A 22,408-nucleotide genomic window follows, 5' to 3' on the forward strand; every position below is an offset into this window, starting at 1 on the left:
TTCCCCGCCTGCCCCGCCACCGGCCCCGCGGCGGCGCGGCCTCGCCCGCCTCAGCCGCCGTTCCCACCGGGCGAACCGGCTTTGACCACGCTCAGCGGCAGCAGCTTCTTCCCCGTGGGCCCGATCTCGATGGAGGTCCCCATCTGCGGACACACCCCACAGTCGAAGCACGGGGTCCAGCGGCAGTCCTCGACCTCGGTCTCGTCCAGGGCGTCCTGCCAGTCGTCCCAGAGCCAGTCCTTGTCGAGGCCCGAGTCCAGGTGGTCCCACGGCAGGACCTCCTCGTGGCCGCGCTCGCGCGTCGTGTACCAGTCGACGTCCACGCCCAGCGGCTCGAGCGCCGCCGCAGCGCACCGCATCCACTGCTCGTACGAGAAGAACTCCCGCCAGCCGTCGAAGCGCCCGCCCGCCTCGTACACCGCGCGGATCACCGCGCCCACGCGCCGGTCGCCGCGCGACAGCAGACCCTCGACGATGCCGGGCTTGCCGTCGTGGTACCTGAAGCCGATCGAACGCCCGTAGCGCTTGTCCGCGCGGATCGCGTCGCGCAGCTTCGCCAGGCGCGCGTCGGTCTCCTCGGCCGAGAGCTGCGGCGCCCACTGGAACGGCGTGTGCGGCTTGGGCACGAAGCCGCCGATGGAGACGGTGCAGCGGATGTCGTTGGACCCGGAGACCTCGCGGCCCTTGGCGATCACCCTGGTGGCCAGCTCGGCGATCTGGAGCACGTCGTCGTCGGTCTCCGTGGGCAGGCCGCACATGAAGTACAGCTTCACCTGCCGCCAGCCGTTGCCGTACGCGGTGGCGACCGTGCGGATCAGGTCCTCCTCGGAGACCATCTTGTTGATCACCTTGCGGATCCGCTCGCTGCCGCCCTCGGGCGCGAACGTCAGGCCCGAGCGCCGCCCGTTGCGCGTCAGCTCGTTGGCCAGATCGATGTTGAACGCGTCCACCCGGGTCGAGGGCAACGACAGACCGATCTTGTCCTCTTCGTAGCGATCCGCGAGGCCCTTGGTGATGTCCCCGATCTCGCTGTGATCGGCCGAGGACAGCGAGAGCAGGCCGACCTCCTCGAAGCCCGTGGCGGCCAGGCCCTTGTCGACCATCTCGCCGATGCCCGTGATCGACCGCTCGCGCACCGGGCGCGTGATCATGCCCGCCTGGCAGAACCGGCAGCCGCGCGTGCAGCCGCGGAAGATCTCCACCGACATCCGCTCGTGCACCGTCTCGGCCAGCGGCACGAGCGGCTGCTTCGGGTACGGCCACGCGTCGAGGTCCATCACCGTGTGCTTGGCGACGCGCCACGGCACCCTGGGGCGGTTCGGCGCGACGCGCGCGATCCGCCCGTCCGGCAGGTACTCCACGTCGTAGAACGCCGGAACGTACACCCCGCCCGTACGCGCGAGCCGCAGCAGCAGCTCCTCACGGCCCCCTGGCCGCCCCTCGTCCTTCCACTCGCGCGTGATGCGCGTGATCTCGAGCACCGCCTGCTCGCCGTCGCCCACGACCGCGCAGTCGATGAACTCGGCGATCGGCTCGGGGTTGAACGCCGCGTGCCCGCCCGCCACCACCACCGGGTGGTCCACCGTGCGCGCCGCCGCGTCGAGCGGGATGCCCGCGAGGTCGAGCGCGGTCAGCAGGTTGGTGTAGCCGAGCTCCGTGGAGAACGAGACGCCGAACAGGTCGAACGCCGCCACGGGCCGGTGCGCGTCCACCGTGAACTGGGGCACGCCGTGCTCGCGCATCAGCTTCTCCAGGTCGGGCCAGACGCTGTAGGTGCGCTCGGCGAGGACGCCCTCGCGCTCGTTGAGCACCTCGTACAGGATCATGACGCCCTGGTTCGGCAGGCCCACCTCGTACGCGTCCGGGTACATCAGCGCCCAGCGGACGTCACACGAATCCCAGTCCTTCACCGTGGAGTTGAGCTCGCCGCCGACGTACTGGATCGGCTTCTGGACGTGCGGGAGGAGGGCCTCCAGGCGCGGGAAGACCGACTCGACAGGCATGGGCTTACGTCTTTCCTGCTGGGCTGCGGGAAGCTGCTCGGCCCGGCCCTGGCGGGCCCGGACGGGACCATTCAGCCTACCCGCACTTCCCTCAGACGCCGGACGCAGGCGTGGGCCAGCTCCGTCTCCCGCGCGTGCATCACCCCGTAGCTGAACGACGGCTCCCCCGCCGCGTGCGCCTCCCCCGCGATCGCCATGAGCGCCTCACGGGCCAGCACGCTGTCCTGGTGGTCGCCGAGCACGCGCTGCACGCGCCGGAACGCCACCCGCTCCCGATCGGCCGCCCCGCCGCACGCGCTCCTGGCCGTCTCCGCGGCGTAACGCGCCCGCTTCGCCGCCTTCCGCGCCCGGTGCAGCGCGACGTCGCGCTCGCTTCCCTCGGGCGCCGCAGCTGCGTCCGCGACGCGCGCGTCAAGGCGTTCGCGCTCCCTGGCCACCGAGCGCGCCAGCGCCTTGCGCGCGGGCTTGGCCGCGCCCTTGCGCAGCGGCGGCGCGGCGAGCAGCCCGTCGAGGGCGTCGAGCAGGGCGAGACAGCGCTCCTCGTCGAGCAGCGCCGCGACCGCGCCGCGCGCCCGCCCCGGGCTGAAGTGCGCGTCGAGGCGCCGCGCGACCGGGCCGACGCGCAGGTCACGCGGCAGCTCGCCCAGGCGCGCGGCCAGCCGTTCGGCCATCACCTCGCGGTCGCGCTCGACGCCGAGGCCCGCGGCGAGCCATCCGAGCTCGTCGTCGAGCGGCCGGGTCACCGCGCGGTCGAGCACCTCGCGCTGGGTCCGCAGGCAGCTGCGCAGCCGCCGGATCGCCACCCGCATCCGGTGCACCGCGTCGGGGCGCGAACGGCGCACGGCGGGGTCGAGCTCGACGATCGCGCGCAACTGGCGCCTGGCGTACGCCAGTACATGCGCCCCCGCGCTGTCGTCCTCGGGCCCGTCGGCGCGCGCGGGGCGCGGGTGGGCGACGCCCGTCTCGGCCAGCGCCCTGGCCAGCTTGGACGGCGCGTCCGAGACGCGCAGCCCGGCCTCGGTGAGCCGGGCCTCGACCGCGTCGAGGACCTCCGTGCCGCCCGCCGCCGCCAGCTCCACCTCGACCTCGGACCAGCGCGCCGCACGCCCGAGCGACCGCGCGGTGACCCGGTCGACGACCAGCTCGGCCAGCACGGCGCCCCCGGCGTCCAGCAGGTCGCGCGGGGCGCGTTCGGTCTCCAGCGTGACCACGGGCAGCAGCGGGCGCCGGCGCACGCGGGAGCGCACCAGCGCGAGCAGCTCGCCTGGCGGCTCGGGCGGGGCGTCGGGCGGCGCGTCGTCCAGGGGCGCCCTGATCTCCTCGCGGGCGTCGCGCCCCACCGGCACCTTGAGGTGCCAGCCGTCGTCCGCGCCGCCGGTCCTGCGGCGCAGCGTGATGCCGTCGCCGACGAGGCGGCCGTCATCGGTGTCGTAGTAGACCGCGCGCAGCGAGAGCGGCGCGCGCTCGCGCACCGATGTGACGGGCCCGGCTCCCGACAGCTCGGGCAGCGGCGCCACGGCCTCGTACGTCCGCTCGGTCTCGGTGATCGTGTCCATCCGTCATCGCCCACCCTGGGTGTCCGTGCTCAAGGGGACGCGTGCCCGGGATCGGGGCGGACATTCCGGCGGGCGGGCGGCACTCAGGCGGAAAGCGGACGTTTCATCCTGACCGACTGGAGGAGCCCTATGGCGATCCAGACCGCGAACATCGCGGTGCCCCCGTAGGAGAGGAACGGCAGCGGAACGCCCGCGACCGGCATGATCCCCAGCGCCATCCCGATGTTCTCGAAGCACTGGAACGCGAACCACGAGACGATTCCCGCCGCGATGATCGTGCTGTACAGGTCGGGCGCGCCGCGCGCGATCCGCAGAGCGCGCCACAGGACCACGCCGATCAGCGCGATGATGCCCCCGGCGCCGATGAAGCCGAGCTCCTCGCCCGCCACGGTGAAGATGAAGTCGGTGTGCTGCTCGGGGACGAACTGCCCCGTCGTCTGGGTGCCCTGGAAGAGGCCCTTGCCGTCGAGCCCGCCCGAACCTATCGCGATCCGGGCCTGGTTGGTGTTGTAGCCGACGCCCGCCGGGTCCCTCGACGGGTCGGCGAACGCGGCGAAGCGGTCGATCTGGTAGTCGTCGAGCAGCCCGAGCGCCCAGACCAGCACGGCCGCGCCGACGCCCGCCAGGATCAGGCCGATCGACCAGCCGATCGCCGCGCCCGAGGCCAGGAGGATGCCGAGGACGATCATGGAGATGACCATCGCCATCCCCAGGTCGTCGATGACGACCACCGCGAGCGGCGCGCCGGCCAGGGCGAGCGCCTGGAGAACGGCCCTGCTGCCGGGGTAGCCGCGGTCGCCCGCGTCCACCTGGGCCGCGAGTATGAGCGCCATCCCGAGGATGACGGCCACCTTGGCGAACTCGCCCGGCTGGAGCGTGTACCCGCCGACGGACAGCCACGCGCGCTGGCCGTTGATCGTGGTGCCCAGCGGCGTGAACACCAGCAGCATCGCCGCCATCGAGAACGCGAAGAACAGCGGCACCGCGGCCCGCAGCCGCTGGTGGCCGAGCCACATCACGCCGACCGCGAGAGCGATGCCCACCGCGAGGTTGATCAGCTGGCGGGTCAGGAAGAACTGCTCGTCGCCGCCGTTGATCTCGGTGCGGTTCCTGGTGGCGGACCACGCGAGCACCGAGCCGAGGACCGAGAGCGCCAGGGCGGCGAGCAGGAGGATCCAGTCCACCCGCCGGGCCACGGAGTCCCTGGCCACGATCCTGCGCAACGTGCCCTTGCGCGGCGCGTGCCGGTCAAGGCTCAGGGTGTGCACACTCACCGGGGTGTTCCGTCCGTCCCGCCGTCGCCGCCGTGGTCACTCACTCGTCGAGCGGCTCGCGCCGCCCCTCCTGCTCGGTCCCGCCGGGGTCGGGCGGGTCGTTCCCGCCGCCCTCCTCCTCGCGTTCCGCCCGTTCCTCCTGCTCGTCGGAGCGCTCGGGGGTGGGTGGCGGGGGCGGGGGCATGGTCGGGCGGGCCTCGCGGTCGCGCTGCTCGCGCTCGCGCCGCTGCTCGTCGCGTTCCTCCTCGTCGAACGGCGGCGCCACCTCCTCCTCGAGCTGGGTCTCGGGCTGGGTGCCCTCGTCCTCGCCCTCCTCGCGGCCTTCCTCGCCCTCGCCGCGGTCCTCGTCCTCCTCGTCCCCCAGCTGGGGAACGATGGCGCCGGTCTCGTCGATCACCGGCAGGTCGCGGTGGGGCTCGGACAGCAGCGCGGCGTCCTCGTTGACCGAGCCGCCCGAGACGCCGTACATGGCCTCCCAGATGCGGCGGACCGCGTCACCCGAGGCGCCTGAGCCGGTACCGGCCTGGTTGATCGTCATGACGACGGTGTAGTCGTCGGTGTAGGTCGCGAGCCACGACGTGGTCTGCTGGTCGCCCGACGCCTCGGCGGTACCGGTCTTGCCGCGCAGGGTGATCTCGTTCTGCGGCCAGCCGCCGAACTTCCAGTCGGCGCTGCCGGACGTGATGACGCTCGCGGTGGCGTTGCGCAGGTTCTCGACCGTGCCGTCGTCGGCGGGCAGGCGGCCCGCCTCCGCCGGCGCGAACTCCTCGACCTCGCGGCCGTCCGCGCTGATCACGGCCCGGCCGACCTGCGGCGTGTAGATGGTGCCGCCATTGCCCAACGCCGCGTAGACGCTGGCCAGTTGGAGGGGGGTGACCAGCACGTCGCCCTGGCCGATGGAGAAGTTGAGCATGTCACCCGCGCGCATCTGCATGCCCTCGGTGCAGTTCTCGCGCGCGATCCTGGCCTCGTAGTCGTCGCGGTCGGTCTCGGCGATCTCGCACCAGTTGTCGCGGTTGAGCTCCCAGTACTCCTGCTTCCACTGGCGGTCGGGGATGCGGCCCGGCGCCTCGTTGGGCAGGTCGATCCCGGTCTGCTCGCCGAGGCCGAAGTCGTGCGCGGTGCGGAACAGCCAGTCGTCGGGGTTCTCCTTGGGGTCGATGCCGCCGTCGGCGCGCCACTCGCGGTGGGCGATGCCGTAGAACACCGTGTTGCAGGAGACCCTGAGGGCGTCGCCCAGGGTGATCGAGCCATACGCCTGGGACTCGAAGTTGCGGAAGACCTGGCCGCCGACCTCGTAGGACGAGGGGCAGTTGTAGCCGCCGTCGAAGTCGAAGCCCGCGTTGACGGCCGCGGTGCTCGTGACCACCTTGAACGTCGATCCCGGCGGGCCCTGGCCCTGGATCGCGCGATTGAGCAGAGGGTCGTTGGCGTCCTCGTCGGTCAGCGCGGCGTAGTCGTCGGTCGCGATGCCGCCGACCCACACGTTGGGGTCGTAGTCGGGGGCCGAGGCCATCGCGACCACGCGGCCCGTGTCGTTCTCCAGCACGACGGCGGAGCCCGCGTCGGCCTCGAAGTTCCGGCCCGAGATGGGGTCGTGGGTGGCGCGGGCGGCCTCCATGGCGCCGATCAGCTCGCTCTCCACCACGGCCTGGACGCGGGTGTCGATCGAGGTGACCAGGTTCGAGCCGGCCTCCGCCTCTTCGCTTTCGGACTCGCCCAGCACGCGACCGAACTTGTCCACCTCGTAACGGGTGACGCCCGCGTCGCCGCGCAGATAGCTGTCGTAGCTGCGTTCGAGCCCGGAGCGGCCGATCTGGTCGGAGCGCAGCAGCGGGGCGTCCGTCTCCTCCGTCTGCTCGACCTCCTCGTCGGTGACCGGCGAGAGATAGCCGAGCACCTGCGCGGTGTTGGCGCCGTCCGGCGAGGGGTAACGCCGCACCGCCGTCAGCTCCGCGCTGATCCCGGGGAAGTCCTCGGCGCGCTCGCGGATCTGGAGCGCCTGCTGCGTCGTCGCCTCGTCGGTGATGGGGATCGGCTGATAAGGCGAACCGTTCCAGCACGGCTGCGGCGTCTCCGCGTCGCACAGCCGCACCTGGTGGGTGACGTCCTCGACGGGGATGTCGAGCAGCTCGGCCAGGTCGGCGAGCACGCGCTCGCCGTCGTCGGGCAGGCGGCTCAGCTCGGTGCGGTCGGCCGAGACGACGAGCCGCGTCTCGTTGTCGGCGATCGGCACGCCGCGCGCGTCCAGGATCGAGCCGCGCACGGCGGGCTGCACGGCCTGCTGCACATGGTTGCCCGCGGCCTCGGCGGCGAACTCGTCGCCCTGTCTGATCTGGAGGAACCACAGCCGCCCGCCCAGCGTGAGCAGCAGCGAGAAGACCAGTATCTGGATGACGACGAGCCGGATGGTGATCCGCGAAGTCCGTCCGGTCTCCGGGATGTTGGTCACAGCCGCTTCACTCCCTTGATCCTTCCCACCCGGTTGCGCGCCGAGCGGCTGAGCAGCGTGGAACGCGGGCCACCGACGCTCGACGCCCTGCCGTACCGCGTGCGCCGGGGGGCGCGTGTGCGCAGGCCCGTGCCCCCGCGGCCGAGCCAGCTCACGGGGGCGTCGAGGCCCGCCGAGCCGCCGGGGCCGTCCCCGGTGAGCGGGTCGCTCTCGAGGCGGCGCGCCATGGCCATCACGAGCGGCACGGTGAACGGCGCGAGCAGCAGGTCGTAGATCGTCGCGGTCACCAGCAGGTTGGTCAGGCCGACGTCGCGCGCCGCGGTGTCCCCGACGAGCGCCCCCACGCCCGCGTACAGCAGCGTCGAGCTGGCCGCGCCCGCGGCCACGACCAGCATGGGCACGGTGGCCGAACGGTGCTGCCCGCTCTCGGGCTTGGTCAGCCCGGCGGCGTAGCCGACGACGCACAGCACCAGGGCGTAACGGCCCACCGCGTGGTCGGCAGGGGGCGCGAGGTCGGCGAGCAGCCCCGCGATGAACCCCACGAGGCAGCCGCCGACATGGCCGTAGACCAGGGCGAGGCCCAGCACCGTCAGCAGCAGCAGATCGGGCGTGGCGCCCGGCAGTTGGAGTCTGGCCAGCACGCTGACCTGGACGACGAGCGCCACGGCCACGAGCAGGGTGGCGAGCAGGGTACGGGAGACGCGCATCGGTCAGCTCCTGGTGGCCGGGTCGTCGTCGGCGTCCGCTGCGTCGGCGCCTTCCTCGGTGCCTCCGTCCACGTCCGTACCGGCGTTCTCTTCCCCGTCGTTCTCTTCGACGGCGTTCTCCGACTGTTCGTTCCGCCCCTCGCGCTCCTCACGCTCGTCCCGCGCCTCGTCCTCGGGCCGCGGCGGCAGCACGCTGTCGCGGGGGTTGTCGCGCGGCGGCTCCACCACCACGCCGACGAGGTCGAGCTGGGTGAACGCCACATAGGGGCGCACCTGGACGGTCCTGGTGAGGTCCCCGTTGGAACGGTCCACGCTCACCACCTCGCCCACGGGAACGCCGGGCACGAACGGGCGGTTCTCCTCGGAGCCGAAGGTGACGAGGCGGTCGCCCTCCTCCACCTCCGCCTTCTGGTTGAGCAGCTGCACATCCAGGGTGTTGTCCCCGCGGCCCGTGGCGAAGCCCAGCTCCTCGCTGTCCTCGAGGCGCGTGCCGACCGTGAAGTCGGGGTCGTTGGCGAGCAGAACGGTCGCGGTGCCGGGGCCGACCGTGGTGACGCGGCCCACCAGGCCCTCGCCGTTGAGCACGGTCATGTCGCGCGTGATGCCGTCGTCCGTGCCCGCGTCGATCGTGACGGTCCAGGAGAAGCCCTGCTTGGACCCGATCGCGATGACCTGCGCCCCCACGATGCCGTAGCGCCCCGCGCCCGACGTGCGCAGCAGGTCGTCCAGCTGCTCTATCCGCGAATCGCGGTGCGCGTCGCTGCCCAACTGCTGGCGCAACTCCGCGTTCTCCCGCTCCAACTCGCTGACGCGGTCGTGCCGGTCGCCGGACTCGCGGACGGCCGAGATGGCGTTGGCGACGGGGTCGACCGCGCCGGCGACGCCCTCCTCGACCGGGCCGAAGACCGAGGCGGCTGCCTCGCGCGCGCCGTCGAGCGGGGAGTTCTCGCCGCTGCGGATGTCCATCGTGATCAGGGCGAAGGCGATGGAGACCAGCAGTACGAGAAGCAGCCGGCTCTCTCGGGTGTCCCTCACGTGCGGCGGCCGTGCCTTTCTGGTCGTGGATCACTGGGCTGACGATCCGCGGGCGGATCGGTCCCTGGGCGGGCCGCGGGAGCTACCGCCGGGGCTGGGCGTCCAGGACCTGCTGGAGCGCCTCGAACTCCTCGACGCACTTGCCCGAGCCCAGGGCGACCGAGTCCAACGGGTCCTCGGCGATGTGGATCGGCATGCCCGTCTCCTTGCGGAGCCGCTCGTCGAGGCCGCGCAACAGGGCGCCGCCGCCGGTGAGCACGATGCCGCGGTCCATGATGTCACCCGACAGCTCGGGCGGGCACTTGTCCAACGTGGTCTTGACGGCGTCCACGATGGCGTTGACCGGCTCCTCCATGGCCTTGCGCACCTCGGCCGACGAGATGACCACCGTCTTGGGCAGGCCGCTGACCAGGTCGCGGCCGCGGATCTCGGTGTGCTCGTCCTGGTCCATCTCGTGGGCCGAGCCGATCGTGATCTTGATGCTCTCCGCGGTGCGCTCGCCCAGCAGGAGGCTGTACTCCTTCTTGATGTGCTGGATGATCGCGTTGTCGAGCTCGTCGCCCGCGACGCGGATCGACTGCGCGGTCACGATGCCGCCGAGCGAGATGACCGCGACCTCCGTCGTGCCACCGCCGATGTCGACCACCATGTTCCCGGTCGCCTCGTGCACCGGGAGACCCGAGCCGATCGCCGCGGCCATCGGCTCCTCGATGATGTGCACCTGACGCGCGCCCGCCTGCGTGGACGCCTCGATCACGGCACGGCGCTCAACGCCCGTGATACCGGAGGGAACACACACCACGACCCGGGGGCGGGCGAGGTAACGCCGCTTGTGGATCTTCAGGATGAAGTAGCGGAGCATCCGCTCGGTGATCTCGAAGTCGGCGATGACGCCGTCCTTCAGCGGGCGCACCGCCACGATGTTGCCCGGGGTGCGGCCGATCATCTTCTTCGCGTCGGCGCCGACCGCGAGGATGTTGCCCGTATTGGTGTTGATCGCGACGACCGACGGTTCGTTGAGGACAATCCCTCGACCTCTGACGTACACCAGCGTGTTGGCCGTCCCGAGGTCGACTGCCATGTCACGGCCGATGAACGACATATTGTTCGCCATAGGGATACATCTGGCCTTCCAGCTGGAGCGATTTGTGCGGGAGGTCGGCAGGGGTGCGATGAACGACGCGCCTTACGGGTCCCCGCGGGAGCGGGAATGAGGTGGCGTCGATGCCATCGTATCCACGGCCGGTCGAACACGGAGCGCCGGAGCGCCGCTTTCGCCATTGTCGGCGGAACGTGGCCCACCCTCCATCATGGTGACGGCGTGTTCGGGGAACGCGTTCCGCCGTTCGACTGTACGGGTGCGAACAGAAGACTGCATTCAGGCGAACTCTCCGCGCCCCCCGCGGGGGCACCTCACGCGGCACGGCCGCGGGTCAGGCGCCGCCGGGAAAGAAGATCTTCAGCTCGCGCTCGGCCGACTCGTCGGAGTCGGAGGCATGGATCAGATTCTCCCTGACCACGGTGCCGAAGTCGCCGCGGATGGACCCGGGCGCGGCCGCGATCGGATCGGTCGGCCCCGCCAGCGCGCGCACCCCTTCGACGACCCGCTCGCCCTCGACCACCATCACCACGCTCGGCGCCCCGGACATGAACTCGATCAGCGGCTCGTAGAACGGCCGCCCGACGTGCTCGGCGTAATGCGTCTCCAGCGTGGCCCGGTCCAGGGTGCGCAGCTCGAGCGCGGTGATGGCCCAGCCCGCCTTCCGCTCGATCCGGCCGACGATCTCACCGATCAACCCCCTGGCGACCGCGTCCGGCTTCAGAAGGACAAGGGTGCGCTGGCTCATATCAGGCGGCTCCTCGAAGAACCTCGAAAACCAAGGGAATAAGGGGGCGTGGGACGCCAGGGAGAGATTACCGGTGCGGCGACGGCGGTCAGCGCACGGGTGCCCCGGCGCCGCTTCCCGCCGCGGCGCGGGCCGCCTTGAGCTGGTCGACGACGCGCCCGTAGTGCACCGAGGCCCACCACAGCGCGGCGAACGCGGTGCCGAGCAGGAACATCGCGGGGATGACGAAGCCGCTGGCGACCAGGCCCGCCTGGAGCACCCAGCCGAGCTGCACGCCGCCGGGTCTGCCGACCATGCCGCACAGCAGCAGCGACAGGACCATCGCCGTCCCGCTGACGGCCCACAGCGTGCCGCTCGGCACGTCCGACGTCCGCATCGCGACCAGCCCGGCCAGGCCGATCACGATGAACTCGCCGACCAGCGTGGCGGAGCACAGCGTGCGCATCAGGCGCCCCTCCTCAGCAGCAGCCGGGCCTCGCCCGCCGTGATGACCGAGCCGGTGACCAGCACCCCGGCCCCGCCGTACTCGTGCTCCTCCTCGGCCAGGGCGATCGCCGCGTCGATGGCGTCGTCGAGGCGCGGCTCGACGACGACCCGGTCCTCGCCGAACACCTCGACGGCCACGGCGGCCAGCGCGTCGGCGTCCATGGCGCGATGGCTGGCGTTCCGCGTGATGACGACCTCGCCGATGACCGGCTCGAACGCCTCGAGCAGGCCCCGCACGTCCTTGCCCTCGCTCGCGCCCACCACGCCGATGAGCCTGCTGAAGCCGAACGCCTCGGTGACGGCCGCCGCGGTGGCCCTGGCGCCCGCGGGGTTGTGCGCGGCGTCGAGCAGCACCGTCGGGCTGGTGCGCACCACTTCGAGGCGCGCGGGCGAGGTGACGGAGGCGAACGCCGCCCGCACCACGTCGACGTCGAGCGGGGCCGCGGGTCTGCTCTCGCCCACCCCGAAGAACGCCTCGACCGCGGCGAGCGCCACCGCGGCGTTGTGCGCCATGTGCTCGCCGTACAGCGGCAGGAACACCTCGGAGTACTCGCCGCCGAGCCCGCGCAGCGTCAGCATCTGGCCGCCGACCGCCACCTCGCGGGAGAGCACGCCGAACTCGAGGCCCTCGCGCGCGACCGTCGCGTCCACCTCGACCGCGCGGCGCAGCACCACGGCGGCGGCCTCGACGGTCTGCTGGGCGAGCACCACGCGGGAGTCGGCCTTGATGATCCCGGCCTTCTCGACGGCGATCGCCTCGGGCGTGTCGCCGAGCCGGTCGGTGTGGTCGAGGGCGATGGGGGTGAGGACCGCGACCTGGGCGTCCACGACGTTCGTCGCGTCCCATGTGCCGCCCATGCCGACCTCGACCACGGCGACGTCCACGGGGGCGTCGGCGAACACCGCGTACGCCATGCCCGTGAGCACCTCGAAGAACGACAGGCGGTACCCCTGCTGCTCGTCCACCAGGTCGAGATAGGGCCTGATGTCCTCGTACGCGGCGACGAAGCGGTCGGCGGGGATCGGCGCGCCGTCCACGCTGATGCGCTCGGTGATCGACTGGACGTGCGGGCTGGCGAACCGCCCCGTGCGCAGGTCGAATCCCTCGAGCAGCGCCTCGATCATGCGGGCCGTGCTGGTCTTGCCGTTCGTCCCTGTGATGTGGATCGCGGGGTAGGAACGCTGCGGCTGGCCCAGCACGTCCATCAGGGCCTCGATGCGGACCACCGAGGGGTCGAGCTTGGTCTCGGGCCAGCGCTTGGCCAGCTCGGCCTCCACCTCGCGCAGCGCGCGGTCGGTCTCGGGGTCGTCGGGCCTGGCCGGCAGGTCCGACGACCGCGCGGGCCCCGCCTGGGTACGCAGGGTGCGGCTGCCCGCCTCGATCACGGCGAGATCGGGGTCGCGGTCGCTCTCCGCGGCGACGATCTCCTCGAAGGGATCGCCGGGGTCGGGGGCGCCGGGTGCCGTCTGCTCACTCACACGGCCAGTCTACGGACGCCCCCTGACACCGCTACGGGAGCCTGGCCAGCTGCGCCGTGATCCGCTCGATGTCGGCCCGCGCGGTCTCCTGGCGGGTCCTGATCTTCGCCACGACGTGGTCGGGCGCCTTGGCGACGAAGCTGTCGTTCCCGAGCTTGGCGCCGGTCTGGGCCAGCTCCTTCTCGGCGGCTGCCAGGTCCTTGGTCAGCCGCTTGCGCTCCGCCTCGTAGTCGATGGCGCCCGAGAGGTCGAGCGCGACCGTCGCGCCGCCGACGGGCAGCGTGGCCGTTGCGGAGAAGCCCTCGCCCGGCGCGGTGAGGCGCAGCAGGGCGCGAACGGCCTCCTCGTGCGCCGCCAGGCCGCTGCCCGACAGGTCGAGCGAGGCGGGGACCCGCTGGCCCGGCTGGAGGCCCTGGTCGGCGCGGAACCTGCGGACCTCGGTGACCAGCTGCTTGACGGCCTCGATCTCCCGCTCGGCGTCGGCGTCGCGGAAGCCCGGGTCGGTGGGCCACGCGGCGACGACGACGGACTCGCCGCCCGTGAGCGTCGTCCACAGCTCATCGGTGACAAAAGGGACGACCGGGTGCAGCAGGCGCAGCGTCGTGTCGAGGACCTCGCCGAGGACCCTGCGGGCCGCGTCGGCGGGCGGCCCGCCCGCGGCGAACGTCGTCTTGCTCAGCTCGACGTACCAGTCGAAGACCTCGTCCCACGCGAAGTGGAAGAGCGCGTCGCTCAGCTTGGCGAACTGGTAGTCCTCGTAGTAGGCGTCGACCTCGGCGACCACCGCGCCGAGCCGGGAGAGGATCCAACGGTCGGCCGGGGACAGCTCGTCGGCGGACGGCAGAGGGCCTTCGACGGTCGCGCCGTTGAGCAGGGCGAAGCGGGTGGCGTTCCAGATCTTGTTCGCGAAGTTCCGGGAGGCCTGGACCCAGTCCTCGCCGATCGGGACGTCGACGCCGGGGTTGGCGCCACGGGCCAGCGTGAAACGGACCGCGTCGGAGCCGTAGGTGTCCATCCAGTCGAGCGGATCGACCGCGTTCCCGAAGGACTTGGACATCTTCTTGCCGAACTGGTCGCGGACCATGCCGTGCAGCGCGACCGTGCGGAACGGGGGGACGCCGTCCATCGCGTAGGTGCCGAACATCATCATCCTGACGACCCAGAAGAAGAGGATGTCGTACCCGGTGACCAGCGTGGAGTTGGGGTAGAACGTCGCGAGGCTCTCGGTCTTCTCCGGCCAGCCCAGCGTGGAGAACGGCCACAGCGCCGAGGAGAACCACGTGTCGAGGACGTCGGTCTCCTGGTGCCAGCCCTCACCCGAGGGCGGCTCCTCGTCGGGGCCGACGCACACGGTCTCGCCATCGGGCCCGTGCCAGACGGGGATGCGGTGGCCCCACCACAGCTGGCGCGAGATGCACCAGTCGTGCATGTGGTCGACCCACTCGAAGTACCGCGACGCCATGTCCTTGGGGTGGATGGTGACGCGGCCCTCGCGGACCGCGTCGCCCGCCGCCCTGGCCAGCGGGTCGACCTTGACCCACCACTGCATGGAGAGCCGGGGCTCGACGGTGGTCTTGCAGCGCGAGCAGTGGCCCACGGAGTGCCGGTAGGGGCGCTTCTCGTCGACGACGCGCCCCTCGGCGCGCAGCGCGCCCACGATGGCGGAGCGCGCCTCCAGGCGGTCAAGTCCCAGGAACGGCCCATGGACCGTGATCGCCGCGTGCTCGTCCATGATCGTGAGCTGCGGCAGCCCGTGACGGCGGCCGATCTCGAAGTCGTTGGGGTCGTGGGCCGGGGTGACCTTGACCGCGCCCGTGCCGAACTCCGGGTCGACGTGCGGGTCGGCGACGACCGGGATCGTGCGGTCGGTCAGCGGCAGCTTGATCTCGCGGCCGACCAGGTGCGCGTAACGGGGGTCGTCGGGGTGGACCGCGACGGCGGTGTCGCCCAGCATCGTCTCGGCCCGGGTCGTCGCGACGACGAGCGAGTCCTCGCCGTCGCCGTACCGGATGGAGACCAGCTCGCCGTCGTCCTCCTGGTACTCGACCTCGATGTCGGAGATGGCGGTCAGGCAGCGCGGACACCAGTTGATGATGCGCTCGGCGCGGTAGATCAGGCCGTCGTCGTGCAGCCGTTTGAAGATCGTGCGGACGGCGCGCGAGAGGCCCTCGTCCATCGTGAAGCGCTCACGCGACCAGTCGACGCCGTCGCCGAGGCGCCGCATCTGCCCCGAGATCTGGCCGCCCGAGTCGGCCTTCCAGCGCCAGACCCGCTCGACGAACGCCTCGCGGCCCAGGTCGTGCCGGGACTTGCCCTCCTTGGCGAGCTCGCGCTCCACGACGTTCTGCGTGGCGATGCCCGCGTGGTCCATGCCGGGCTGCCACAGCGTCTCGTACCCCTGCATGCGCTTGCGGCGCGTGAGGGCGTCGATCAGCGTGTGCTCGAAGGCGTGGCCGAGGTGCAGGCTGCCCGTGACGTTCGGCGGGGGGATGACGATCGTGTACGGCTCTTTGTCGCTTTTCGCGTGCGCCGCGAAATACCCGCGCTCCACCCAGCGCTCGTACAGCTTCCCCTCTACATCGGCCGGCGTGTACTGCGTCGGCAGATCGGCGGGGGCGCTTGCGGGCCCGGTCGTGCCGGGCGGCTGGGTGTTCTGGGTCACGGCGCAAGTCTACGAGGCGGGATGTCTCAACTTCGAATCGGATTCCGCACGGTCGGCTTTGACGCGTTCCCCCGGCGCCACGAGGATCGGCGGGCCACATGGCCTCAGCATTCCCAGGGGGAACCTTCCATGAGTCATCAGCAGCCCGGCCCCTACGGCCCCCCGCCGCCAGGACCGCCGCCGGGACCGCCGCCGGGACCGCCGCCGCCCGGGGCATACCCGGGGCAGCCGCCCTACGGCCCGCCCGGCGGCCACCCGCCCGCGCGGAAGAAGAACGGCCCGCTCGTCATCGGCGTGCTGGTCGCGGTGGCCGTGGTCGGCGGCGGCCTCTTCCTCACCCTCGGCGGGGACGACGACGGCGGCGTCTCGGACGACGGCAAGAAGTACGTCCTGACCGCGCCCGAGACCATCGCCGACCTGTCCTTCATGGTCGAGATCCCGGAGGCGTTCTCGGAGTCGGACGCCTCGGACCTGGGCGTCGAGCGCGAGGGCGAGGCGGGCGGGATGTACCGCTCCGCGGGCCCGACCGAGCCAGGCGTCGTCGGGGGCATCCAGTACGCGGGGATGTACGGCACGGTCGATGCCCCCGAGGAGGCGGTGGACCTCTTCTTCTCCTCGGGGGCGGGCACGTTCACCGAGGGCGGCACGACACAACTGACCGGGAGCGTCGAGTCGGTGTCGCCCGAAGGGCTCGACAACGCCGTCATGAAGTGCCAGCTGCTCGAGGTCGTCGAGCCCGTGCCCGGCTACACGTCGACGGCTCCGCTGTGCGCGTGGGCGGACTTCGACACGTTCGCGTTCGTGCTGGTCGACCGGAACACCGGCGGCGAGAGCGACCAGGTCGAGGAGGGCCTGTCCATCGACGCGGGCGCCGACTTCGCCGCCCAGGTGCGCGAGGCGGTGCTCCAGGAGGTGCCGGGCGGCGACTCGGGCGGCGAGCGCCAACTCCCCGGTGGGGAGGGCGACTCGGGGGACTCCGGCGGGAGCTCGGACGACGGCGTCGTCGAACTCCCGTGGGGCGAGAACGACTCGGGTGGCTCGGGCAGCTACGAGGAGGAGCTCCCCGACATCGAGATCCCCGGGCCGAGCCTCGACCAGGGCGGCGCGTCGGGCGAGGTCTTCGGCTGACCGCGAACCGGCCGCGAACCGGCCGCAAACCCCGTACGGGCCCCGGGAGATGCTCCGCGTGACGGGCCCCGAGGAGCAGAACGGGCGTGCCGCGTGAATGTACAGCGAGGCATCTCGTCGGACAGGATGTGCGCAGTAGTGCGTATATCCAGGTTCCTCGAGGGGGAGCATCATGAGTTACAACCAGCCGGGCCCCTACGGCCAGCAACCTGGCCAGCCCGGCCCGTACGGGGCGCAGCCGCCGCAGGGTCCGCCACCCGGCGGCGGAAGCCCGTACGGCCAGGGCGGGGCACCGGGCTCCCCGGGCTATGGCTTCCCGCAGCAGCAGCCGGGCCCGCCCGCGCCGCCGCAGGGCGCGCCCTACGGTCAGCCGCAGGCGCCCGGCCCCTACGGCCAGCAGCCGCCGCCTGGCCAGTACCCGCCGCAGGGGCAGTACCCGCCGCCGGGCCAGGGCGGCTACCCAGGCGGCCCGCCCCCGCCAGGCCCCGCCAAGAACAGGACGCCGCTCATCGTCGTCGCGGTCGTCGCCGCACTCGCCGTGGTCGGCGGTGGGGCGTTCTTCCTGCTGAGCGGTGACGACGGCGGCGCCACCGGCGCCCCGAGCGACGACGGCACGGCGTACACGCTCGCCCTGCCGGACTCCAGCGGCGAGTTCACGCGCGACGGGGATCTCGGTGGCATGGACCTGCCCTCCGACGAGGAGCAGGCGGAGCTCGGCCTGTCCGAGATGGAGGGCGACAGCGCGGCCTTCGCGAACGTCGCCCTGAGCGACGACATCCCCGAGCCCGGCGGCATCATCGCCATGGTCGGCGGCATGTGGGGCGACGTCCCCGACCCCGAGGCGGGCGTCGACGCCCTCTTCGGCCTGGCCACCGAGGAGGCCAACGCCGAGGACAGCGAGATCCGGCTCGAGGGCGAGCCGTCCGACTTCTCGAACGACGACGCGTACCTGAAGTGCCAGATCGGGCGCGGCGCCGAGGATGACCCGTCGCTTGGCTACCCCGTGCAGGCCACGATCTGCGCGTGGGCCGACTACAGCACGATGGGCATCGTGCTGTTCCAGAGCACCCCGGAGTTTCCCGCGGACTTCGACCCGACCACGGCGACCGAGATGCCCGAGATGGACTCCCCCGAGCCGCCGAGCCTGGCGGACGCCGCCGAGATCACCCGGCAGTTCCGCGCGGACTCCGTGGTGGAGGTCGGCTGAGTGGTGGAGGTCGGCTGACCCCGCCGCCGCTCGGGCGTGGACAAGGGCCCTGACCGCCTCGTCGAGGTGGTCAGGGCCCTTGTCCGTGGGTCAATCCATGGGGGCCGGCGCGGGCTCAGGCGGTCTTCTCGTGCGGCGGCGCGGTGGTGCCGCGCTGCTGCTTGGTCAGCCGGGAGCGGGGGACCAGCGTGGGGTTCACGTTGGAGCGCACGACGTCCTCCGTGATCAGCACCTGGCCGACGTCCTGGCGCGATGGCACCTCGTACATCACCGACATCAGGACCTCCTCCATGATCGCGCGGAGGCCGCGGGCGCCCGTGCCGCGCAGGATCGCCTGGTCGGCGATGGCCTCGAGGGCGGGGAGGTTGAACTCGAGCTCGACGCCGTCCAGCTCGAAGAGCCGCTGGTACTGCTTGACCAGGGCGTTCCTCGGCTCGATCAGGATGCGGAGCAGCGCCTCCTGGTCGAGGTTGTGCACGGACGTGATGATCGGCAGGCGGCCGATGAACTCGGGGATCATGCCGTACTTGACCAGGTCCTCGGGGAGGGCGTCGGTCAGCAGCTGGGCGGAGTCGCGGTCGCGCTTGGACCGCAGGTCCGCGCCGAAGCCGATGCCGCGGGCGCCCGAGCGGGCCCTGATGATGTCGTCGAGCCCAGCGAAGGCGCCGCCCACGATGAAGAGAACGTTCGAGGTGTCGATCTGGAGGAACTCCTGGTGCGGGTGCTTGCGCCCGCCCTGCGGCGGCACCGCGGCCGTGGTGCCCTCCAGGATCTTCAGCAGCGCCTGCTGAACGCCCTCGCCCGAGACATCGCGCGTGATCGAGGGGTTCTCGCTCTTGCGGGCGACCTTGTCGATCTCGTCGATGTAGATGATCCCCTGCTCGGCCTTCTTGATGTCGTAATCGGCGGCCTGGATGAGCTTGAGCAGAATGTTCTCGACGTCCTCGCCCACGTATCCCGCCTCGGTGAGGGCGGTCGCATCGGTGATCGCGAACGGGACGTTCAGCATGCGGGCGAGCGTCTGGGCCAGCAGCGTCTTCCCCGAGCCCGTGGGGCCGAGGAGCAGGATGTTGGACTTGCCGACCTCGATCTCCTCGTCACGGGACTGGCCGGTGTCCACCTCGCTGGCGCGCACGCGCTTGTAGTGGTTGTACACGGCGACGGAGAGCGCCTTCTTGGCGTCCTCCTGGCCGACCACATAGCTCTCGAGGAAGTCGTAGATCTCGCGCGGCTTCGGGAGCTCGCTGAGATCCGAGTCGGGCGACTCGGCCAGCTCCTCCTCGATGATCTCGTTGCAGAGATCGATGCACTCGTCGCAGATATAGACCCCCGGGCCTGCGATGAGCTTCTTCACCTGCTTCTGGCTCTTTCCGCAGAACGAGCACTTGAGCAGATCGCCGCCATCACCGATGCGTGGTGCCACGAGGTGCTTCCCCTTCGCCTGCGCACCGCCGGGAGACGGTGCACTGATGCCTTCTGAAGACGACGGTACCTTGTCGCCGGGGCGCAGTGGCCCCCCTTGACGGGAATCCCCCTCCACGGGGCCTTCCCGCCAAAAGGGGGTGGGCCGGTCGTCCTCTTGCGTTGTCGTGTGCCGTGATGCTGTGCGCGGGCCTGTTCAGGCCGATTCAGTCGGCCGTCGAGGTGCGCGTGGTCACGATCTGGTCGATCAGACCGTATGCCACCGCGTCCTCGGCGGTGAGAATCTTGTCACGCTCGATGTCGTCGCTGATCTGCTCGATCGGGCGCGTGGAGTGCTTCGCCAGCATCTCCTCGAGCTGGGTGCGCATGCGCTGCACCTCGCGGGCGGCGATCTCCAGGTCCGAGACCTGGCCGCGGCCCGTCTCGGTGTACGGCTGGTGGATCAGCACCCTGGCGTTCGGCAGCGCCATGCGCTTGCCCCGGGTGCCCGCCGCGAGCAGCACGGCCGCGGCGGAGGCCGCCTGGCCCATGCAGACCGTCTGGATGTCCGGCTTGACGAACTCCATCGTGTCGTAGATCGCGGTGAGCGCGGTGAACGAGCCGCCCGGGCTGTTGATGTAGATCTGGATGTCGCGGTCCGGGTCCATCGACTCGAGGCAGAGCAGCTGCGCCATCACGTCGTTGGCCGACGCGTCGTCGATCTGCACGCCGAGGAAGATCACGCGCTCCTCGAAGAGCTTGGCGTACGGGTCGTACTCGCGCACGCCCTGTGACGTCCGCTCGACGAAGCGTGGGATGACATAGCGGGACTCGGCGGGGAGACGGTCGTAGAGGGCGGAGCCTGGAAAGGAGTTCATGGGGTTTCTGTACCGCCTTGGGTAGGGAGGGCGTCCGAACGAGGGCTTGGGGCCTGGCGCGCGGCTCAGGCGCCCGTGCCGCCACCGCCCGCGACATCCGCGGCGCTGTTGATGACCTGGTCGAGCAGGCCGTAGTCCCTGGCCTCCTCGGCGGAGAACCAGCGGTCCCTGTCGGCGTCCCGCTCCCACTGCTCGATGCTGACGCCCGAGTGCTGGGCCGAGAGCTTGGCCATCTTCGCCTTGGTGCGCAGCAGCTGCTCCGCGTGGATCTTGATGTCCGAGGCGGAGCCCGCGAGGCCCGCGGAGGGCTGGTGGATCAGCACCTCGGCGTTCGGCAGGGCGTAGCGCTTGCCCGCGGCGCCCGCGGTCAGCAGGAACTGGCCCATCGAGGCGGCCAGGCCCATGGCGATCGTCACCACGTCGTTCTTGATGTACTGCATGGTGTCGTAAATGGCCATGCCCGCGGTGATGGAGCCGCCGGGGCTGTTGATGTACAGCCAGATGTCCTTGTCAGGGTCGGCCGCGAGGAGCAGCAGCTGGGCGGTGATCCGGTTGGCGATGTCGTCGTCCACCGGCTGCCCGAGGAAGATGATCCGCTCGTTGAGCAGCCGGTTGTAGACCTGATCGCCGAGGCTGCCGTTCGTCGGCTCCGCCATGGCGGAGGGCATCAAGAGCGTCACGTATCCACCTGCTCATTTCCGGACGGCCAGGCAGTCGCCCGGCCGTCACTTGGCATCTGCGTTGTATCTACGGACCCTAACGCGCGGTGCCGATCGACCCATCCCGACCTGGGAACTGTTCGCTGTCAGCGCAGGGTGTCAGGCGCGGGTGTCCGCGTCGCCCGCTTCGGCGTCCCCGGTCGAGGCGCTCTCGGCGGCCTCGACCGTCCCGGTCTCCGCCACGGCCTCCGCCGCGTCCTCCGTCACGTCCTCGTCGTCGTCGAGGTGGACCGTCTCGCCGTTGGAGTCGGTCACCGTGACGTGCTCGACCACGACCGCGAGGGCCTTGCCGCGGCTGACCTCGCCGACCAGCATCGGCACCTGGCCGCCCTCGACGACCGCCTTGGCGAACTGGTCGGGGCTCATGCCCGAGGACTGCGCCCTGCGCATGAGGTGCTCGGTGAGCTCCTCCTGGCTGACATTGAGCTTCTCGACCTTGGCGATCTCGTCCAGCACGAACTGGGTGCGGATCCCCTTCTCGGCCTGCTCGCGCAGCTCGGCCTCGAACTCCTCGCGCGTCTTCTCCTGGAGGGAGAGGTAGGCGTCGAGGTCCATGCCGAGCTGGGCGAGCTGGTGGTGCTCGAGGTTGTGCGTGCGGGTCTCGATCTCGTCGGCGAGCAGCTTCTGCGGGATCGGGACCTCGACCAGCTCGAGAAGGGCGTCGAGCACCTTCTCCTGGGCCTCGGTGGCCTGCTGGTACTTGCGCTCGTCGACCAGCCTGCGGCGGCTGTCGTCGCGCAGCTCGTCGAGCGTGTCGAACTGGCTGGCCAGCTGGGCGAAGTCGTCGTCGAGCTCGGGCAGCTCGCGCGAGGAGACCGACTCGACGGTGACCGTGACCTCGGCCTCGCGCCCGGCGGCCGAGCCGCCCTTGAGCTCGCTGGTGAACGTCGCGGTGCCGCCCGCCTCGAGCCCGGTGACGGCCTCGTCGAGGCCTTCGAGCATCTGGCCCGAGCCGATCGTGTAGCTGACCCCCGAGGCGACGCCGTCGTCGAGGATCTCGCCGTCGACGCGGGCCTCGAGGTCGATCTTGACGACATCGCCCTCGGCGGCGGCGCGCTCGACGGCCGTGGTGGTGGCGAAGCGCTCGCGCAGCCGCTCGACGGCGGAGTCCACGTCCTCGTCGGCGACCTCGGCCGCGTCGACGGTGACCTCGATGCCCGTGTAGTCGGGGATCTCGATCTCGGGGCGGATGTCGACCTCGGCGGTGAACGTCAGCAGCTCGTTGTCCTTCAGCTCCTTGATGTCCACGTCGGGCTGGCCGAGGGGGTTGATCTCGCCCTCGGAGACCGCCTCGCTGTAGAACTTGGGAAGCGCGTCGTTGACCGCCTCCTCGAGGACCGCCCCGCGGCCGAAGCGCTGGTCGATGATGCGGGCCGGGATCTTGCCCCTGCGGAAGCCGGGCACCTGCACCTGCTGGTTGATCTTCCGGTACGCCGCGTCGAGGCTGGGCTTGAGCTCCTCGAAGGGCACCTCGACAGTGAGCCGAACCCGGGTGGGGTTCAGGGTCTCCACGGCGCTCTTCACGGTCGGTCTCCTTGGGGCTGACATCAAGAGGTCGGGCACGGGTCCTGGCG

The 22,408-nt window shown here is 71.3% G+C and carries 17 protein-coding genes; 2 read left to right on the forward strand and 15 right to left on the reverse strand.

The features are described from left to right. Positions 1-50: 50 nt before the first annotated feature. The 11 genes from D7318_RS08765 to D7318_RS08815 form a co-directional block, all read right to left on the reverse strand. A complete protein-coding gene (locus D7318_RS08765) occupies positions 51-2,003 on the reverse strand; it encodes a TIGR03960 family B12-binding radical SAM protein (RefSeq protein WP_120696300.1) in 1,953 nt (650 codons plus the stop codon). Between the two features lie 71 nt (positions 2,004-2,074). Next, positions 2,075-3,559, reverse strand: coding sequence for a CYTH and CHAD domain-containing protein (locus tag D7318_RS08770; protein ID WP_120696301.1), 1,485 nt, complete (start codon positions 3,557-3,559; stop codon positions 2,075-2,077). An 83-nt stretch (positions 3,560-3,642) separates the two neighbouring features. After that, positions 3,643-4,833, reverse strand: a complete 1,191-nt coding sequence (locus D7318_RS08775) for an FtsW/RodA/SpoVE family cell cycle protein (protein ID WP_120696302.1) — start codon at positions 4,831-4,833, stop codon at positions 3,643-3,645. Between the two features lie 40 nt (positions 4,834-4,873). Then, positions 4,874-7,285, reverse strand: a complete 2,412-nt coding sequence (mrdA, locus tag D7318_RS08780; protein WP_120696303.1) for a penicillin-binding protein 2 — start codon at positions 7,283-7,285, stop codon at positions 4,874-4,876. Continuing rightward, a complete protein-coding gene (gene mreD, locus D7318_RS08785) occupies positions 7,282-7,992 on the reverse strand; it encodes a rod shape-determining protein MreD (RefSeq protein WP_120696304.1) in 711 nt (236 codons plus the stop codon). Before mreD ends, mrdA begins: the two co-directional genes overlap by 4 nt. 3 nt (positions 7,993-7,995) lie before the next feature. Further along, positions 7,996-9,027: a rod shape-determining protein MreC gene (gene mreC, locus D7318_RS08790; protein WP_120696305.1), complete on the reverse strand. Its 1,032-nt coding sequence runs from the start codon at positions 9,025-9,027 to the stop codon at positions 7,996-7,998. A gap of 82 nt (positions 9,028-9,109) precedes the next feature. Further along, a complete protein-coding gene (locus tag D7318_RS08795) occupies positions 9,110-10,129 on the reverse strand; it encodes a rod shape-determining protein (protein ID WP_120696306.1) in 1,020 nt (339 codons plus the stop codon). A 331-nt stretch (positions 10,130-10,460) separates the two neighbouring features. Beyond that, the gene (gene ndk / locus D7318_RS08800; RefSeq protein ID WP_120696307.1) at positions 10,461-10,874 is read right to left on the reverse strand and encodes a nucleoside-diphosphate kinase; all 414 of its coding nucleotides are present in this window, start codon (positions 10,872-10,874) and stop codon (positions 10,461-10,463) included. An 88-nt stretch (positions 10,875-10,962) separates the two neighbouring features. Then, the gene (locus D7318_RS08805) at positions 10,963-11,319 is read right to left on the reverse strand and encodes a DUF4233 domain-containing protein (protein ID WP_120696308.1); all 357 of its coding nucleotides are present in this window, start codon (positions 11,317-11,319) and stop codon (positions 10,963-10,965) included. Continuing rightward, the gene (gene folC / locus D7318_RS08810; protein WP_120696309.1) at positions 11,319-12,839 is read right to left on the reverse strand and encodes a bifunctional tetrahydrofolate synthase/dihydrofolate synthase; all 1,521 of its coding nucleotides are present in this window, start codon (positions 12,837-12,839) and stop codon (positions 11,319-11,321) included. The genes D7318_RS08805 and folC overlap by 1 nt, the downstream gene beginning before the upstream one ends. Before the next feature lie 31 nt (positions 12,840-12,870). After that, a complete protein-coding gene (locus tag D7318_RS08815; RefSeq protein ID WP_120696310.1) occupies positions 12,871-15,501 on the reverse strand; it encodes a valine--tRNA ligase in 2,631 nt (876 codons plus the stop codon). A 129-nt stretch (positions 15,502-15,630) separates the two neighbouring features. Between D7318_RS08815 and D7318_RS08820 the strand changes: the two genes are divergently transcribed. Beyond that, on the forward strand, positions 15,631-16,629 hold the full coding sequence (locus D7318_RS08820; RefSeq protein ID WP_183091335.1) for a hypothetical protein: 999 nt from the start codon (positions 15,631-15,633) through the stop codon (positions 16,627-16,629). Positions 16,630-16,801: 172 nt separating this feature from the next. After that, on the forward strand, positions 16,802-17,836 hold the full coding sequence (locus D7318_RS08825) for a hypothetical protein (RefSeq protein WP_120696312.1): 1,035 nt from the start codon (positions 16,802-16,804) through the stop codon (positions 17,834-17,836). A gap of 115 nt (positions 17,837-17,951) precedes the next feature. On the opposite strand, the gene clpX is transcribed toward D7318_RS08825, so the two are convergent. The 4 genes from clpX to tig all read right to left on the reverse strand — a co-directional run bounded on the left by clpX (position 17,952) and on the right by tig (position 22,358). Further along, entirely contained in the window at positions 17,952-19,259 is a 1,308-nt protein-coding gene (gene clpX / locus D7318_RS08830; protein ID WP_120696313.1) for an ATP-dependent Clp protease ATP-binding subunit ClpX, read from the reverse strand. 205 nt (positions 19,260-19,464) lie between these two features. Next, positions 19,465-20,115 (reverse strand): ATP-dependent Clp protease proteolytic subunit, encoded by a 651-nt coding sequence (locus D7318_RS08835; protein ID WP_120696314.1) that lies wholly within the window; start codon positions 20,113-20,115, stop codon positions 19,465-19,467. A 65-nt stretch (positions 20,116-20,180) separates the two neighbouring features. Continuing rightward, positions 20,181-20,795 (reverse strand): ATP-dependent Clp protease proteolytic subunit, encoded by a 615-nt coding sequence (locus tag D7318_RS08840; RefSeq protein WP_329604561.1) that lies wholly within the window; start codon positions 20,793-20,795, stop codon positions 20,181-20,183. Between the two features lie 138 nt (positions 20,796-20,933). Next, the gene (gene tig / locus D7318_RS08845) at positions 20,934-22,358 is read right to left on the reverse strand and encodes a trigger factor (protein ID WP_120696315.1); all 1,425 of its coding nucleotides are present in this window, start codon (positions 22,356-22,358) and stop codon (positions 20,934-20,936) included. Positions 22,359-22,408 lie beyond the last annotated feature (50 nt).

The sequence above is a fragment of the Streptomyces radicis genome (assembly GCF_003626575.1).
Lineage (GTDB): Bacteria > Actinomycetota > Actinomycetes > Streptomycetales > Streptomycetaceae > Streptomyces > Streptomyces radicis.

Bases quoted from the DNA above. Each gene is read 5' to 3' on its own strand.
- D7318_RS08765 (WP_120696300.1), bottom strand. From the start codon at position 2,003: ATGCCTGTCGAGTCGGTCTTCCCGCGCCTGGAGGCCCTCCTCCCGCAC.
- D7318_RS08770 (WP_120696301.1), bottom strand. From the start codon at position 3,559: ATGGACACGATCACCGAGACCGAGCGGACGTACGAGGCCGTGGCGCCG.
- mreD (WP_120696304.1), bottom strand. From the start codon at position 7,992: ATGCGCGTCTCCCGTACCCTGCTCGCCACCCTGCTCGTGGCCGTGGCG.
- D7318_RS08795 (WP_120696306.1), bottom strand. From the start codon at position 10,129: ATGTCGTTCATCGGCCGTGACATGGCAGTCGACCTCGGGACGGCCAAC.
- ndk (WP_120696307.1), bottom strand. From the start codon at position 10,874: ATGAGCCAGCGCACCCTTGTCCTTCTGAAGCCGGACGCGGTCGCCAGG.
- D7318_RS08805 (WP_120696308.1), bottom strand. From the start codon at position 11,319: ATGCGCACGCTGTGCTCCGCCACGCTGGTCGGCGAGTTCATCGTGATC.
- D7318_RS08820 (WP_183091335.1), top strand. From the start codon at position 15,631: ATGAGTCATCAGCAGCCCGGCCCCTACGGCCCCCCGCCGCCAGGACCG.
- D7318_RS08825 (WP_120696312.1), top strand. From the start codon at position 16,802: ATGAGTTACAACCAGCCGGGCCCCTACGGCCAGCAACCTGGCCAGCCC.
- D7318_RS08835 (WP_120696314.1), bottom strand. From the start codon at position 20,115: ATGAACTCCTTTCCAGGCTCCGCCCTCTACGACCGTCTCCCCGCCGAG.